The sequence below is a fragment of the Tropicimonas sp. S265A genome (assembly GCF_049800835.1).
Lineage (GTDB): Bacteria > Pseudomonadota > Alphaproteobacteria > Rhodobacterales > Rhodobacteraceae > Dinoroseobacter.
The window spans coordinates 122,785-137,045 of sequence record NZ_JBNAFU010000007.1 but is presented as its reverse complement, the minus strand read 5'-3'; the positions used below and the strand labels follow the sequence as shown (position 1 = coordinate 137,045).

The 14,261-nt window shown below is 64.4% G+C and carries 14 protein-coding genes; 10 read left to right on the top strand and 4 right to left on the bottom strand.

Features of this window, described 5'->3' with window-relative positions; genetic code table 11:
* The first annotated feature begins 129 nt into the window (after positions 1–129).
* The 10 genes from ACP15N_RS16080 to ACP15N_RS16035 all read left to right on the top strand — a co-directional run bounded on the left by ACP15N_RS16080 (position 130) and on the right by ACP15N_RS16035 (position 9,444).
* Positions 130–504 carry a transglycosylase SLT domain-containing protein gene (locus ACP15N_RS16080; RefSeq protein ID WP_425093348.1) on the top strand — a complete coding sequence of 125 codons (375 nt, stop codon included), beginning with the start codon at positions 130–132 and terminating at the stop codon, positions 502–504.
* 69 nt (positions 505–573) lie between these two features.
* On the top strand, positions 574–714 hold the full coding sequence (locus ACP15N_RS16075) for a hypothetical protein (protein WP_425093347.1): 141 nt from the start codon (positions 574–576) through the stop codon (positions 712–714).
* Between the two features lie 107 nt (positions 715–821).
* Positions 822–1,943 carry an MHYT domain-containing protein gene (locus ACP15N_RS16070; RefSeq protein WP_425093346.1) on the top strand — a complete coding sequence of 374 codons (1,122 nt, stop codon included), beginning with the start codon at positions 822–824 and terminating at the stop codon, positions 1,941–1,943.
* A 226-nt stretch (positions 1,944–2,169) separates the two neighbouring features.
* The gene (locus tag ACP15N_RS16065) at positions 2,170–3,024 is read left to right on the top strand and encodes an FAD binding domain-containing protein (protein WP_425093345.1); all 855 of its coding nucleotides are present in this window, start codon (positions 2,170–2,172) and stop codon (positions 3,022–3,024) included.
* A gap of 12 nt (positions 3,025–3,036) precedes the next feature.
* Entirely contained in the window at positions 3,037–3,531 is a 495-nt protein-coding gene (locus ACP15N_RS16060) for a (2Fe-2S)-binding protein (RefSeq protein WP_425093344.1), read from the top strand.
* Complete coding sequence (locus ACP15N_RS16055) at positions 3,528–5,945, top strand: aerobic carbon-monoxide dehydrogenase large subunit (RefSeq protein ID WP_425093343.1); 2,418 nt, start codon at positions 3,528–3,530, stop codon at positions 5,943–5,945. Before ACP15N_RS16060 ends, ACP15N_RS16055 begins: the two co-directional genes overlap by 4 nt.
* Positions 5,946–6,013: 68 nt before the next feature.
* A complete protein-coding gene (locus ACP15N_RS16050) occupies positions 6,014–6,892 on the top strand; it encodes an AAA family ATPase (protein ID WP_425093342.1) in 879 nt (292 codons plus the stop codon).
* Positions 6,889–8,070: a vWA domain-containing protein gene (locus tag ACP15N_RS16045; RefSeq protein ID WP_425093341.1), complete on the top strand. Its 1,182-nt coding sequence runs from the start codon at positions 6,889–6,891 to the stop codon at positions 8,068–8,070. The genes ACP15N_RS16050 and ACP15N_RS16045 overlap by 4 nt, the downstream gene beginning before the upstream one ends.
* Entirely contained in the window at positions 8,070–8,891 is an 822-nt protein-coding gene (locus tag ACP15N_RS16040) for an XdhC family protein (RefSeq protein WP_425093340.1), read from the top strand. Before ACP15N_RS16045 ends, ACP15N_RS16040 begins: the two co-directional genes overlap by 1 nt.
* A gap of 94 nt (positions 8,892–8,985) precedes the next feature.
* Positions 8,986–9,444 (top strand): CoxG family protein, encoded by a 459-nt coding sequence (locus ACP15N_RS16035; protein WP_425093339.1) that lies wholly within the window; start codon positions 8,986–8,988, stop codon positions 9,442–9,444.
* A gap of 63 nt (positions 9,445–9,507) precedes the next feature.
* On the opposite strand, the gene ACP15N_RS16030 is transcribed toward ACP15N_RS16035, so the two are convergent.
* The 4 genes from ACP15N_RS16030 to ACP15N_RS16015 form a co-directional block, all read right to left on the bottom strand.
* Positions 9,508–10,485 (bottom strand): 2-dehydropantoate 2-reductase, encoded by a 978-nt coding sequence (locus tag ACP15N_RS16030; protein ID WP_425093338.1) that lies wholly within the window; start codon positions 10,483–10,485, stop codon positions 9,508–9,510.
* A 121-nt stretch (positions 10,486–10,606) separates the two neighbouring features.
* Positions 10,607–12,148, bottom strand: coding sequence for an acyl--CoA ligase (locus tag ACP15N_RS16025; RefSeq protein ID WP_425093337.1), 1,542 nt, complete (start codon positions 12,146–12,148; stop codon positions 10,607–10,609).
* A gap of 25 nt (positions 12,149–12,173) precedes the next feature.
* Positions 12,174–13,688 (bottom strand): tripartite tricarboxylate transporter permease, encoded by a 1,515-nt coding sequence (locus ACP15N_RS16020; protein WP_425093336.1) that lies wholly within the window; start codon positions 13,686–13,688, stop codon positions 12,174–12,176.
* A 21-nt stretch (positions 13,689–13,709) separates the two neighbouring features.
* The gene (locus tag ACP15N_RS16015; protein ID WP_425093335.1) at positions 13,710–14,201 is read right to left on the bottom strand and encodes a tripartite tricarboxylate transporter TctB family protein; all 492 of its coding nucleotides are present in this window, start codon (positions 14,199–14,201) and stop codon (positions 13,710–13,712) included.
* Between the last annotated feature and the right edge of the window lie 60 nt (positions 14,202–14,261).

Genomic DNA, 14,261 nt, shown 5'->3' with positions numbered 1-14,261 from the left:
GTTTGCGCGATTTTCTAGGGGACAGGGCAGCGCGGGGCAAGGCGGAAACCGGCCCATGGGACATGCGATGCCTTGTTTCGGCGTAACTCTGCGCGCAAGACTGACAAAGCAATGATCAAAGGGCAGTCCATGCGGGCAATCTTGGCAATCGGGGCGTGTCTGGCCCTTGTCGCGTGCGGTGATACGGCGGCGGAGGAACCATCGAGGGGGGTGGCTGATCTTCCCATGCGGTGGGACTTTCATCCGCGCAGCGAGGCGTGGACGGAAGCCAGCCTTGCCGCGCTGGAGGCCCACGGCGCGCCGCTCGCAACGGTTGTTCCCGAGGATATTGCGATGTGGTGTCCCGCCTATCCCGAGGGGGAGAAGGCGCAGCGCGACGCGTTCTGGACAGGGCTTTTGTCAGCGCTGGCCAAGCACGAGAGCACATGGAACCCGCAAGCGGTTGGTGGGAATGATCAGTGGTTCGGGCTCGTCCAGATTTCGCCAGCAACGGCAAGGGGGTAAGGGTGTGACGCCCGATCTGGCGAGGCGCTGAAGAACGGCCCTGCAAACCTGTCCTGCGCGATCCGCATCATGGCGGTGACCGTGCCGCGAGACGGTGTGGTGTCCGCCGGGCGCGGCGGTGTGGCCGCCGATTGGGCCCCGTTCCTGAGCGAGACCAAGCGCAACGACATGATCGCCTGGACCCGCGCGCAGCCCTACTGCGCTGGCTAGGCACACTGTCATGTGAGCGAGACGTCAACTTCGTGATTGTCCCTTTGACTGCGCGCGCCTACCATTAGATCAAATTCGCAGGAGCCATTTTCGGGAGGGGTGGTCGCTTGCTCGATGTCTCTCACAACGGCTGGTTGGTCGCCGCGTCGCTTGCGGTGGCGCTTATGGCCGGCTTCACTGGGCTCAGCCTGACCAAGGGGGCCTCGGCGCTGGCTATCGGTCCGCGCAAGACCCGTGTGGCGATGGCGGCGGTGGCGCTGGGGGGCGGCATCTGGGCGATGCACTTCGTGGCGATGCTGGGCCTGCAACTGCCGATCCTGTTCTATTACGACCCGTTGGTCACGCTGATCTCGGCGCTTCTTGCGATTCTGATCGTGGGTATCGCGCTGATATGCCTGCACTTTTTCCAAAGAACGCCCCGCAATCTGACGGCGGCCGGGATTTGCATCGGGGCCGGGATTCCGGTGATGCACTACATCGGTATGTCGGGGATGGAGCTGTGCCAGCCGCGCTACACGTTGTGGGGCGTTGCTGGGGCCGGTGTCGCCTCGGTCCTGCTGAGTGTCGGAGCGGTCTGGGTGGCTTACGGGTCGCGGACCAAGCGAAACATCCTGCTGGGGACCCTCTGCTTTGGGCTGGCGGTATTCGCGGTGCATTTCCTGGCCATGGCGGGCACGTCATTTGTCGCCTTGCCGGAGGCGACATCGGCTGGCCCCGTCATCGGAAATGAGACGCTGGCCCTGATCGTGGCGGTGATTGCGTTCGTGATTTGCGGCAGCTTCCTGCTGTCTGGCGTGTCGTTCCTTCCGGAGACGTCACTGCAAGAAAGTAACGAAAATGCAGAGGATTACGACGCGCAGTTAAAGCATCCGGATCACGTGGCGCCTGCCACTGTCTTGCAGATCCCCTACGAACTTGACGGGCGCACGCTGTTCGTTGACAGCGCCGAAGTCACCGCGATCCGCGCGGAGGGGCACTACACGCTGATCTACGCGGATGGGAAGAAACTGTTCTGCCCCTGGTCGATCTCAGAGGCGGAAAAACGGTTGCCGAGCGGTCAATTCGTCAGGGCGCATCGAAGTTACCTTGTGAACCCGGCGCATGTGACCGGGTTTGAGCGCAAGAAGGACAACGGCGTGGTGTTCTTCGAGCGTGCGGGACAGACCGAAAAAGTCCCTGTGAGCCGGTCGCGGTTGCAGGATGTGCGCTTGGCCCTCGGCCTCGTCTGAGCCGCTGCTTTTTTACATTTTGTAGCAGTCCCGAATGGCGGTTTTCACAAAACGCCACAAAACAAGGGTGTGCGCACGCATTCGCATTTCGTGCAGGCCATTCGCATTTCGTGAAATCGGCGCCTCCGTCCGTTGGTCAGCGCTGTGACTGCGGCAGGCGGTCGCACTAGCCTCTGCGCAGTATACGATGGCGCACGAACGCCACCGACAGGGAGGATTACCATTCATGATACCACCGGCCTTTGAGTATCATCGGCCGCAGGACGTTGCGTCTGCGGTGCAGATCTTGGCAGACCAGGGCGACGAGGCGCGCTGCCTCGCGGGCGGGCATAGCCTGATCCCGATGATGAAGCTGCGGATGGCCGCGGTCGAGCATCTGGTCGATTTGCAGGACATTGCCGAGATGAAGGGCATCACCGTCGAGGGCGGGCAGGTGCGCATCGGCGCGATGGTCACGCAGCATGAGTTGATCACCTCGGACGCGCTGGCAAGTGCCGCTCCGATCCTCCGGGAAGCCGCGCTTCAGATCGCCGATCCGCAGGTCCGGTACATGGGCACCCTGGGCGGGAACGTTGCCAATGGCGATCCGGGCAATGACATGCCGGGGCTGATGCAGGCGCTCGACGCGACCTTCCATCTGCACGGGCCGGATGGCGCGCGCGACGTGGCGGCGCGGGAGTTCTACGAGGCGGCCTACATGACCGCGCGCGAGGATGAGGAGATCCTGACCGCGATCACCTTCGCGCCGCACGCGCCTGGCTATGCCTATGAAAAGCAGAAGCGCAAGATCGGTGACTATGCCACCGCCGCTGCCGCCGTTCTGATCGAGAAAGACGGGATGGTCGCCGGCAAGGCCGTGGTTGCGATGACCAACCTCAGCGATGTGCCGGTCTATTCCGAAGCCGCAGGCGCGGCGCTGGTCGGCACGGCCTGCGACGCGGGCGCGATGAAAGCCGCGATCGACGCGATGCTGAACGACATTGACCCCAACGAAGACAACCGTGGCCCGGTCGAGTTCAAGCGACATGTGGCCGGTGTGATCCTGAGCCGTGCGATCTCGCGCGCGTGGGACAGAGCATAAGGAGACCTGAGCATGGGTACGAGAATGCACATCAAGATGACGGTGAACGGCAAGGAAGAGGAGCTTCTGGCCGAACCGCGCGAACTGCTGATCTACGTCCTGCGGGAAAAGCTGAACCTGACCGGCCCGCATGTGGGCTGTGAGACGTCCCATTGCGGGGCCTGCACGGTGGAAATGAACGGCAAGTCCGTCAAATCGTGCACGGTTCTGGCCGCGCAGGCCCATGGGGCGGAGATCACCACGATCGAAGGTCTGGGCACGCCGGACGACCTGCATGTGTTGCAAACCATGTTCAAGGAGCATCACGGGTTGCAGTGTGGCTATTGCACGCCGGGCATGATCACCCGCGCGCACCGGCTTTTGCAGGAAAACCCCAATCCGACCGAGGAAGAGGTCCGGTTCGGAATGGCGGGCAACCTCTGCCGCTGCACCGGGTACCAGAACATCGTCAAATCCATCATGGCCGCCGCGGCTGAGATGAACTCCGCCAAGGAGGCCGCAGAATGAATGACATGACCCCCACCCGCGAGGAGCGGGTCGAGAAACTCAAAGGTCTGGGCAGCTCGCGCAAGCGAGTTGAAGACGCACGTTTCACGCAAGGCAAGGGCAATTACGTCGATGACGTGAAGCTGCCCGGCATGCTGCATGGCGACTTCGTGCGATCCCCCTACGCCCATGCCCGCATCAAATCGATCAATACCGATGCGGCGATGGCGCTGCCCGGCGTGATCGCGGTGCTGACGGCCAAGGATCTGGAACCTCTGTCGCTGCACTGGATGCCGACGCTGGCGGGCGACAAGCAGATGGTGCTGGCCGATGGCAAGGTGCTGTTTCAGGGGCAGGAGGTCGCCTTTGTCGTGGCCGAGGACCGCTACATCGCCGCCGATGCTTGCGAACTGGTTGAGGTGGATTATGAGGACCTGCCGGTTCTGACCGACCCGTTCGAAGCGCTGGAGAGCGATATCGTCCTGCGCGAGGACCTTGAGGGTCAGACCGAAGGCGCGCATGGCGCCCGCCGCCATCACAACCACATCTTCCTTTGGGAAGAGGGTGACAAGGAGGCCACCGAACAGGTGATCGATGCCGCCGATGTCGTGGCCGAGGAAATGGTCTATTACCACCGCACCCATCCGTGCCCGCTGGAGACCTGCGGGTCCGTGGCCAGCATGGACAAGGTGAACGGCAAGCTGACCCTCTGGGGCACCTTCCAGGCACCGCATGTGGTGCGCACGGTCGCAAGCCTGTTGTCGGGGATCGAGGAACACAACATCCGTGTGATCAGCCCCGATATCGGCGGGGGCTTTGGCAACAAGGTCGGCGTGTATCCGGGCTATGTGTGTTCGATTGTGGCGTCCATCGTCACGGGCAAGCCGGTGAAGTTCATCGAGGACCGGATGGACAACCTGATGGCCACTGCGTTTGCCCGCGATTACTGGATGAAGGGCAAGATCTCCGCCACCAAGGAGGGCAAGATCACCGGCCTGCATTGCCATGTGACTGCCGATCACGGCGCGTTCGATGCCTGCGCGGACCCCACCAAGTTCCCCGCCGGGTTCTTCCACATCTGCACCGGATCCTATGACATTCCGGTGGCGTATGTGGGTGTGGACGGGGTCTACACCAACAAGGCACCGGGCGGCGTGGCGTATCGCTGTTCCTTCCGCGTGACGGAAGCGGCTTACTTCATCGAGCGTATGATCGAGGTTCTGGCGATGGAGTTGAACATGGACGCGGCAGAGCTGCGCCGGATCAACTTCATCAAGAAGGATCAGTTCCCTTATCAATCTGCCTTGGGCTGGGAGTTTGACAGCGGCGACTATCACACCGCGTGGGACAAAGCCCTGGCGGCGGTCGGGTACGACGATCTGCGCGCCGAACAGGCGCAGCGGCTGGAGGATTTCAAGGCCGGCAAGACCCGTAAGCTGATCGGCATTGGCCTGACGCATTTCACCGAAATCGTCGGCGCAGGCCCGGTGAAAAACTGCGACATCCTCGGCATGGGGATGTTCGACAGTTGCGAGATCCGCATTCACCCGACGGGGTCTGCGGTGGCGCGTCTGGGCACGATTTCCCAGGGGCAGGGGCATGCAACCACGTTCGCCCAGATCCTGGCGTCGGAGACCGGGATCCCCGCCGACAGCATCACCATCGAGGAAGGCGACACCGATACCGCGCCCTATGGGTTGGGGACCTATGGTTCCCGCTCAACCCCTGTGGCGGGGGCGGCAACTGCGATGGCGGGGCGCAAGATCCGCGCCAAGGCGCAGATGATCGCGGCCTACCTGCTGGAGGTGCATGACAACGACCTTGAGTGGGATGTCGACCGGTTCGTTGTGAAGGGCGCGCCGGAGCGGTTCAAGACCATGGCCGAGATCGCCTATGCCGCCTACAACCAGGCCATTCCGGGCGTGGAGCCGGGGCTTGAGGCCGTCAGCTACTACGATCCACCCAACATGACCTACCCGTTCGGGGCCTATATCTGCGTGATGGAAGTGGACGTGGACACGGGCGAGCATGAAATCCGCCAGTTCTACGCGCTGGATGACTGCGGCACCCGGATCAACCCGATGGTGATCGAGGGGCAGGTCCATGGCGGACTGACCGAGGCGCTGGCCATTGCGATGGGTCAGGAGATTGCCTATGACAAGCTGGGCAACGTCAAGACCGGCACGCTGATGGATTTCTTCCTGCCCACCGCATGGGAGACGCCCAACTACACCACCGACTTCACCGAAACCCCCAGCCCGCATCACCCGATCGGCGCGAAGGGTGTGGGTGAAAGCCCGAATGTCGGCGGTGTGCCGGCATTCTCGAACGCGGTGCATGACGCCTTCCGGGCCTTCGGGCTGCGGCAGAGCCACATGCCGCATGATCATTGGCGGATCTGGAAAACCGCCAACGAGCTTGGCCTGCACGGCTGAGCAGCGGGGAGCGCACGGGGTGGCCTTGGCTGCCCCGTGGTTCCTCCGACCCCTTGCGGGAGAGAGTTATGACAGACTGGAGCACGCTGCAGGCCGAGATGGCGGACGAGGGCTATGTCGCCTCGGACGATCTGGCGATGGCGCTGCATATTGCGCTGCGGCTTGGGCGGCCCTTGCTGTTGGAAGGGGCGGCAGGCGTCGGCAAGACCGAAGTGGCGCGCGTGCTGTCGGCGATCCGGGCGACCGAGCTGATCCGGCTGCAATGCTACGAAGGGCTGGATGCGGCGCACGCGATCTATGAATGGAATTACCAGCGGCAGTTGCTGGCCATTCGGGCGGCCGCCGAGGACGGCGAGACGGGCCGCGCGGTCGAAGCGCGGATATTCTCGGAAGAGTTCCTGCTGGAGCGTCCCTTGCTGCGCGCGATCCGGCAGAAGGTACCGCCGGTTCTGCTGATCGATGAGATCGACCGCGCGGATGAAGAGTTCGAAGCCTACCTGCTGGAGGTGCTGTCGGATTTCCAGATCACCGTGCCGGAGCTGGGCACGATCGCAGCGGTCAGCCGCCCGCTGGTGATCCTGACGGCGAACGGCACGCGCGATCTGTCGGACGCGCTGCGGCGGCGGTGCATTTATGCCTATGTGGACTACCCGGAGCGCGGGGCAGAGCTTGCGATCCTGAACGCGCGCTGCCCTGAAATCGAAGATCGGCTTTCGGCGCAGATTGTCGGGTTTGTGCAAGCGATCCGGCGCGAAGAGCTGGAAAAGACCCCCGGGATCGCAGAAATGTTAGACTTCGCGGCGGCCATTTCGGGCCTTGGAATTGCCGATCTGAACGAGGATCCGGCAGTTCTGGGCGCCACGCTGGCCACGTTGCTGAAAACGCGCGCGGACCGTGATGCGGTTCCGCTCGAAGTGGCGCAGCGGTTGGCGGGCAAGGCCGCATGAGCCGCGTGACCCGCTTTGCCGCCCGCGATGCCGGGCCTGCGGCGCGCATGGCGGGGTTCATGGCGCATCTGCGCAGCCACGGCCTGAGCCTTGGTGTGGGGGCGTGTGAGGACGCGCTTGCGGCGCTCACCTGCGTAGATGCCGCCCGCCACGAAGAGGCGCGTCGCGCCCTGCGTGCGGTGTGCGCTGGCAGCCGCGAGGAGGCCGAAGGGTTCGATGCGCTTTTCGATGCCTATTGGTTGTCGGGCGGGCGCGTGCGCCAGAAGGCGGTGCCCAGCCAGAGCCCCAAGCGCGACCAGCGCAGTTCGGAATTTGCCAAGGGCGGGGCATCGGGTGGCGCGGGCCGGGCCGAAAGCCCCGAGACTGATCCGGGTGCGGAGGCGATGGAGATGGACGGCGAAGGGCGGCTCGTCGCGTCGCGCAAGGCCAACATGATGAAAAAGGACCTGCGCGATGTGGTGGCGGCATCGGATATTCGCGCGGCTGAGAAAGTGGCCGAACGTCTGGGTGCGGCCCTGCGCGATCGCCGATCCCGCCGCCGCAAGGCTGCGGCCAAGGGGCAGGGTATGGATTTTCGTCGCGTCGTGCGTCGGTCGCTGGCCACGGGCGGGGAGCCTGTGCGTCTTTACCGAAAGGCGCGGCCAGACAGGCCCATGCGGATCGTGGCGCTGGTGGATGTCTCGGGCTCGATGACCGTGTATGCGCGTCCGTTTCTGGCCTTTCTTGCCGGGTTGATGCGGGCGGACCCGAATGCCGATGCGTATCTGTTTCACACCCGGCTGGTGCGGATCGCGGCGGCGCTCCGGGATGAGGACCCGATGCGGGCTCTGAACCGACTGACGCTGCTGGCGGACGGGTTTGGCGGCGGTTCCAGGATCGGGGCCGCATTGGAAGACTTCGCCACCGGGCCGGCGCGCCGCTGTGTGGACGGGCGCACGGTCGTGATCGTGCTGTCGGATGGCTATGACACGGACCCGGCGAGCCGCACCGGTGCAGCCTTGGAAAAGATCAGGAAACGTGGCGGCAAGCTGATCTGGCTGAACCCGCTTAAGGGCTGGCGCGACTATGCGCCGGTTGCGGGGGCGATGGCGGCGGCCTTGCCGCATCTGGACCATTTTGCCCCGGCGGCCACGCTGGATGATCTGGCGGCACTTGCCCCTGCTTTGGAGAGGTTGTGATGAGAGCGGAACAGGACTTCGACACTGAACTCGCGGCGTTGCGTGCGGCGGGTCGGGCCTTTGCCGTGGCGACGGTCGTGCGCACGCTGGAGGCGACCTCGGCCAAGCCCGGGGCCAAGGCGCTGGTTGGCGCGGATGGGACGATCCTGGCCGGATGGGTCGGTGGCGGCTGCGTGCGGGGCGCGATTGGCCGCGCGGCGCGCGAGGCGGTCGAGGATGGCCAGACGCGGTTCCTGTCCTTGCGTCCCGAGGAATTGCTGGAAGCCGAGGGCGTGAGCCCGGGCGAGGAGCGCGCGGGCGTGCGGTTTGCGCGCAATGGCTGCCCGTCGAAAGGATCCATGGATATATTCGTCGAACCGGTCCTGCCGCGGCCGGTGCTGCAGATCTGCGGGGCGGGGCCCGTCGCGCTGGCGCTGGCGAAACTGGGCGCGTCCTTCGATTTCGACATGCGTCTGGCCGCCCCGGGGCTCGACCACGCGCCCGAGGGCGTGAGCGTGTCGGAATCCTATGCGTTTGACACCGAAAGCGATGCGGGCCGGTTCACGGTGGTGGCCACGCAGGGCAAGGGCGACGAAGCCGCCTTGCGCGCCGCGCTCAGTGCGGGAAGCGGCGAATACGTGGCCTTTGTCGGCTCGCGCCGCAAATTCGCGACCCTGCGTGCGCGGCTTGAGGCGGATGGGGTCGACCCTCAGGCGCTGTCGGCCGTGCGCGCACCTGCCGGTCTGCACCTGCATGCGATTACGCCGGACGAGATCGCGTTGTCGATCCTTGCCGAGATCGTTTCGGTCCGACGCGGTGGCCAGCGGGAGGCAGAGACATGATCCGCCGCCTCTGGAAGCGCCTGCGCCCGACGCCGGATCAGATAGACCTTCTGGCCAAGATCAAGTTTCCCTGCTGCTGAAAGGACCACGACAGATGGCACTCGAGCTGAAAGACGAAATCCTCATCCCCGCGCCGCGCGATCAGGTGTACGCGGCGCTGAACGATCCGGACGTGCTGCGCGACTGCATTCCGGGGTGCGAGGAACTGACCAAACACTCCGACACCGAACTTGAGGCCAAGGTTGTCCTGAAGATCGGGCCGGTGAAGGCCAAGTTCGGCGGGAACGTCACGCTGGATACTGCCGGCGCGCCCGAGCAGTTTTCGCTGACCGGGGAAGGGTCCGGCGGCGCGGCTGGGTTTGCAAAGGGCGGCGCGGATGTGACGCTTGAGGATCGCGGGGCCGAGACGTTGCTGACCTATACCGCGAAAGCCGAGATCGGCGGCAAGCTCGCGCAGCTTGGATCGCGGCTGGTGGCCGGGACGGCGAAGAAGCTGTCGGCCAAGTTTTTCAGCAATTTCAAGGATAAGGTCGCAGAGACGGCCGACGCCTGACATCCACTCACATTGGACCAGGTTGCTGGGGGCGCGCTGTGATGGACGCGCCCCTTTTTCCTGTCAGTAAAGTCCGGCTGTCTTGCCGCGCAGAGCCACAAGCGCCTGCACAGTGTCGATGGTGGGGGTGGGCGTGTCCGTCAGGCGGCCGAGCTCCTGTACGGAGGTTACCAGCGCGTCAATCTCCATCGGGCGGCCCTGGTCGAGGTCCTGCCACATGGAGGTGCGGTGCGCGCCCACGGCAGCCCCGCCATCGATGCGCTTGTCGACATCGATGGGGAATTTGACGCCGAGCTTTTCGGCGACGGTCTGCGCCTCCACCATCATGCCGCGGGCGACCGCACGGGTGCCGGGATCGGTGCAGAGCACGTCAAGCGTGGCGTGGGTCAGGGCAGAGATCGGGTTGAAGGACAGGTTGCCCCAGAGCTTGACCCAGATCTCGTCCCGGATCCGGGGACGCACAGGGGCCTTGAGGCCAGCGGAACTGAGCGCCTTCGACAGCGCCAACGCCCGTTCCGACTTTTCGCCCGACGGTTCGCCGAGCGAGAAGCGATTGCCCTCGATATGGTTGATCACGCCGGGCTCGATCACCTCGGCTGCCGGGTAGACGACGCAGCCCAGCACCCGGTCCGGGCCGAACCCGTCCCATTGCGCGTTGCCGGGATCGACACTTTCGAGCCGCGTGCCTTCGAGATCGGTGCCGATCTTGTGGAAATACCACCACGGCACGCCGTTCACGCCCGAGACGATGGTTGTGTTCTCGCCGATCAGGGGTTGCATCTTGGGCACGACCGGCGGGACCGAATGCGCCTTGAGCGTGACGATCACGTAGTCCTGCGGCCCGAGATCCTCAGGGTTGTCAGAGGCCGTAACGGCCACGTTCGTGCGCTGGTCGCCTTCCTCGATCAGGTTCAGGCCGTTTTCCTTCATCGCGGCCAGATGCGGGCCGCGTGCCACGAGGCTGACATCCGCGCCGGCCTCGGCCAGTTTCACGCCCATGTATCCGCCGATTGCGCCGGCGCCGAAAATACAGATCTTCATCCCTCTCCCCATCGCGCCATGCCGGGGGCAAGGCGCGCCTTCCTGTTTCTTTTGTGCTGAAATACCTCCGCCGGAGGCACCCGTCCTTCCAAACCGGTGCGCCCGTCAGCGGTATAGGCGATCAGGCGGCCTTTTCGATGAGCCCGAGCTTTTCCGCCATGCCGATGCGTTGGATCTTGCCGGTCGCCCCTTTGGGCAACTCGTCGAGGATCACGACCTTGCGGGGCGTCTTGAAATCCGCAAGGCGCGAGGCCGCGAAGTCACGGATCGCGCGTTCGTCCAGCGCGGAGCCTTCGGTCAAAACGACAGCGGCGGCGACTTCCTCCCCAAGTTTGGGATGGGGCAGGGCAAAGGTGACGACCTGCGCGATCTCGGGATGCTCCAGCAGGATCGCATCCACCTCCAGCGGGCTGACCTTCTCGCCGCCCCGGTTGATGATTTCCTTCAACCGACCGGTCAGGTGCAGGTAGCGGTCGCTGTCGAACGTGCCTTGGTCGCCAGTGCGGAACCAGCGCTTGCCGTCGGCCTCGAAGAAGTTTTTCTCGTTCGCCTCGGGGTTGCCTTCGTAGCCCGGCGTGACGTTGGGGCCGGAGATCACGATCTCGCCCGTCGCGTCATCGGGCAGCAGCGCGTTGTCCGTTTCGTGCGCGATGCGCACCTCGGGGCCTGCGGCGACACCCACGGCACCCGGTTTCTGCGTGCCCATCCCAAGCGGGTTCGAGCACATCTGGTGCGCCGCCTCGGTCATGCCATAGCCTTCGATCACCGGGGCCTCGAAAGTCTTCTCCAACTCGGCCATCACGGGTGCGGGCAAGGAGGCCGAAGAGGACCGCAGAAAGCGCAGGTTGGCGTCCTTGATGATCTCGGCGTTACGGCCCGCGCGGGCGAGGATCGCCTGATGCATGGTGGGCACGGCGGTGTACCATGTGGGCTTGCAGGTCGACAGCTGACCGAAGAAGGCGAGCGCGTTGAACCCGCCCGTGCACCAGATCGAGGCACCCGCGGCGAGCGAGGCCGAGACGGCCGCCACGAGCCCGTGAATGTGAAAGAGCGGCATGACATTCATGCAGCGATCCGCAGGGGAAAGTTCCAGCGATTGCATGATGTTATGGGCCGAAGCTGCGACGTTGGATTGCAGCAGTGGCACGATCTTGGGACGCGAGGTGGTGCCGGACGTATGCAGGATCAGCGCAACGTCATCGGGCGTGGGCGCAGCCGTGTCGGCGGTGCCCGCGCTGCCTTCTGCCGTCAGCACGAAGGTGCCTGCGGGTTGGTCTGCCTCGAACGCCAGACGCAGGACCGGAAGGTTGAATTTCCGCGCCGCCCCCAGCGCCGGACCATCATAGCCGTCAGCGAGGATGATCGCCTTGGCCTTCAGGTCCTCCAGATAGAACTCGAACTCTTCCTGCTTGTAGGACGGGTTCAACGGGGCAGTCGTGGCGACCTGCGCCACCGTGACGAAGGCGCTGGCCATTTCCGGCCCGTTCGGCAGCACGATCGCGACCCGGTCGCCGCGCCCGACGCCTGCGGCGTGCAGGGCGGTGCGGGTGGCCTCGGTCTGGGCACGCAGTCCGGCATAGTCGAGCCAGGGCCGGTCCGGTGCCCCTATGGCGGGCGCGCCGTCAGGATGCGCAGCGATAAGCGCGGCATAGGTGGTTGCCATTGATGTGTCTCCCCGTTTTTCTTTCCTACTCCGCAGGCATGCGCTTGGCGCGCGGCTTGCGAAGGTATTGCAACAGCGGCAGCAAGAAGAACATCAGTGCCAGCGCCATGAAGGTCGCCGAGAGCGGGCGTTCCACGAAGGCAAGGATGTTGCCCTGTTCGGCCACCAGCGTCTGGCGAAAGCTCTTTTCCATCAGCGGCCCGAGCACCAGTGCAAGCACCAGCGGAGCCAGCGGATAGTCGGCTTTGCGCAACAGATAGCCCGCGATGCCAAAGGCGGCAATAAGCCAGACATCATGTATTTTCTGGCTGGGGGCGTAGCCGCCGACGATGCACAGCACCATCACGAGCGCGCAGAGCACCGTAAACGGCATCCGCAGAGCCCAGACAAAGAGCGGGATCAGCGCGAGGTTGATCAGCACGGCGGCGAAGTTGGCCGTATAGAGCGAACTGATCAGGCCCCAGACGAAATCGGGTTGTTCGATGAACAGCATCGGACCGGGCACGAGGCCCCACATCACCATCCCACCCAGCAGAAGCGCCGTGGTGGGCGACCCGGGAATGCCGAGCGTCAGCATCGGCAGAAGCGAGCCGGTGGAGGCGGCATTGTTTGCGGTCTCGGGCGCGGCGACGCCCTCGATCTCGCCCTTTCCGAACCGGTCGCTGTTTTTCGACGTGGTCTTGGCGATCCCGTAGGCCATAAGCGAGGCCGGGGTCGCGCCTGCGGCGGGCAGCATGCCGACGAAGAAGCCCAGGAACGAGCCGATCGACATGGTCTTCCACAGCTGGTTCATCCGCTTCAGGCCGGCGCCCAATTCGGAAAACGTGATCTTCGCGGGTGTGACCTGCGGCGCGGACTTTGAGGTCTCGATGGTGTGCAGGACCTCTCCGATACCGTAGACGCCAATGGCGAGCACGAGGAACGAGATGCCGGAATAAAACCCCGGCAGGTCGCCGAAAATCAGCCGTGGCTGCCCCGAGATCAGGTCCAGCCCGACCGTCGACAGCACCAGGCCGAGGCAGATCATCACGATTGTCTTGAGCACGTCATCGCCACCGAGGCCCACAAAGGTCGTGAAGGCGAGCAGCACCAGCGCGAATTCCTCTGCTGGTCCGAACGCGAGCGCCAGATCCGCGAGCGGGGCGGCAAAGAGCGTGAAGAGCACGACGGAGATGGTGCCGCCGATAAAGGACGCGACAGCCGCCGCGATCAGGGCGAGCCCGGCCTGGCCTTTCTGCGCCATCGGGCGGCCATCGAACGTGGTCGCCACCGCGGTGGAGGCGCCGGGAATACCCAGAAGGATCGAACTGACCGCGCCGCCATACATGGCCCCGTAGTAGATCGCACAGAGCAGGATGATGGCCGACGAGGGCGGCACGATGAACGTCAGCGGCAGCACGATGGCCACACCGTTGACCGACCCCAGACCAGGCATGGCGCCGATGAAGAGGCCGACCGTGACGCCGATCAGGACGATGAAGATGTTGAGCGGCGATAACGAGGTTGCAAACCCGTCCGCCAGAAGCGCGAGAATATCCATTGGGTGACTCCGGGGGCTTGCTTAGAAGAAGATCGCGTAGAGCGGGAAGAACAGCGGTTCCGTGAAGCCCTTGGGCAGCAGGATGCGCAGCGTGACCTCGAAGAAGAAGAACACGAACACCGGGGTCGCGACTGTCAGGATCGCCGTCAGTGTCCAGCCGTGGCCGCCGAAAAAGCGCAGGTACCAGACAAGGAACAGCGGGATCGCAACGTAGGCTCCGACCAGCGGGATCAGCCCGATTGTGACCAGAAGCGCAATGGCGACCGAGGCGACGGCACGGCGCGTGTCGGGATCGAAGAACGGCTCGGCATCTTCCGGGATGCCCTCGCGGATCGACTTGAACAGGATACCGGCAGCGGCCAGGAGCATGACTGCCGAGAGCCAGAACGGGAACGCCCCACCCCCGGGGCCTTCGAATTCCACCCAGCCGATCGGCAGGACGGTGGCGTGGATCATGAAGTAGATCGACAGTCCCATCAGCCCCACGGCGATGATGTTTTCAGCTTTCAGCATGACACTCCCCTATAATGCTATAGCCGTTTCGTGTGCCCGAAGGCGGGCTGCCACAAAGGA

What these genes read in the sequence shown, in the direction of transcription:
- ACP15N_RS16065 (WP_425093345.1), top strand. Translation starts at nt 2,170, where the DNA reads ATGATACCACCGGCCTTTGAGTATCATCGGCCGCAGGACGTTGCGTCT.
- ACP15N_RS16020 (WP_425093336.1), bottom strand. Translation starts at nt 13,688, where the DNA reads ATGGATATTCTCGCGCTTCTGGCGGACGGGTTTGCAACCTCGTTATCG.
- ACP15N_RS16015 (WP_425093335.1), bottom strand. Translation starts at nt 14,201, where the DNA reads ATGCTGAAAGCTGAAAACATCATCGCCGTGGGGCTGATGGGACTGTCG.
- ACP15N_RS16040 (WP_425093340.1), top strand. Translation starts at nt 8,070, where the DNA reads ATGAGAGCGGAACAGGACTTCGACACTGAACTCGCGGCGTTGCGTGCG.
- ACP15N_RS16050 (WP_425093342.1), top strand. Translation starts at nt 6,014, where the DNA reads ATGACAGACTGGAGCACGCTGCAGGCCGAGATGGCGGACGAGGGCTAT.
- ACP15N_RS16080 (WP_425093348.1), top strand. Translation starts at nt 130, where the DNA reads ATGCGGGCAATCTTGGCAATCGGGGCGTGTCTGGCCCTTGTCGCGTGC.
- ACP15N_RS16025 (WP_425093337.1), bottom strand. Translation starts at nt 12,148, where the DNA reads ATGGCAACCACCTATGCCGCGCTTATCGCTGCGCATCCTGACGGCGCG.
- ACP15N_RS16035 (WP_425093339.1), top strand. Translation starts at nt 8,986, where the DNA reads ATGGCACTCGAGCTGAAAGACGAAATCCTCATCCCCGCGCCGCGCGAT.
- ACP15N_RS16055 (WP_425093343.1), top strand. Translation starts at nt 3,528, where the DNA reads ATGAATGACATGACCCCCACCCGCGAGGAGCGGGTCGAGAAACTCAAA.
- ACP15N_RS16045 (WP_425093341.1), top strand. Translation starts at nt 6,889, where the DNA reads ATGAGCCGCGTGACCCGCTTTGCCGCCCGCGATGCCGGGCCTGCGGCG.
- ACP15N_RS16060 (WP_425093344.1), top strand. Translation starts at nt 3,037, where the DNA reads ATGGGTACGAGAATGCACATCAAGATGACGGTGAACGGCAAGGAAGAG.
- ACP15N_RS16030 (WP_425093338.1), bottom strand. Translation starts at nt 10,485, where the DNA reads ATGAAGATCTGTATTTTCGGCGCCGGCGCAATCGGCGGATACATGGGC.
- ACP15N_RS16075 (WP_425093347.1), top strand. Translation starts at nt 574, where the DNA reads ATGGCGGTGACCGTGCCGCGAGACGGTGTGGTGTCCGCCGGGCGCGGC.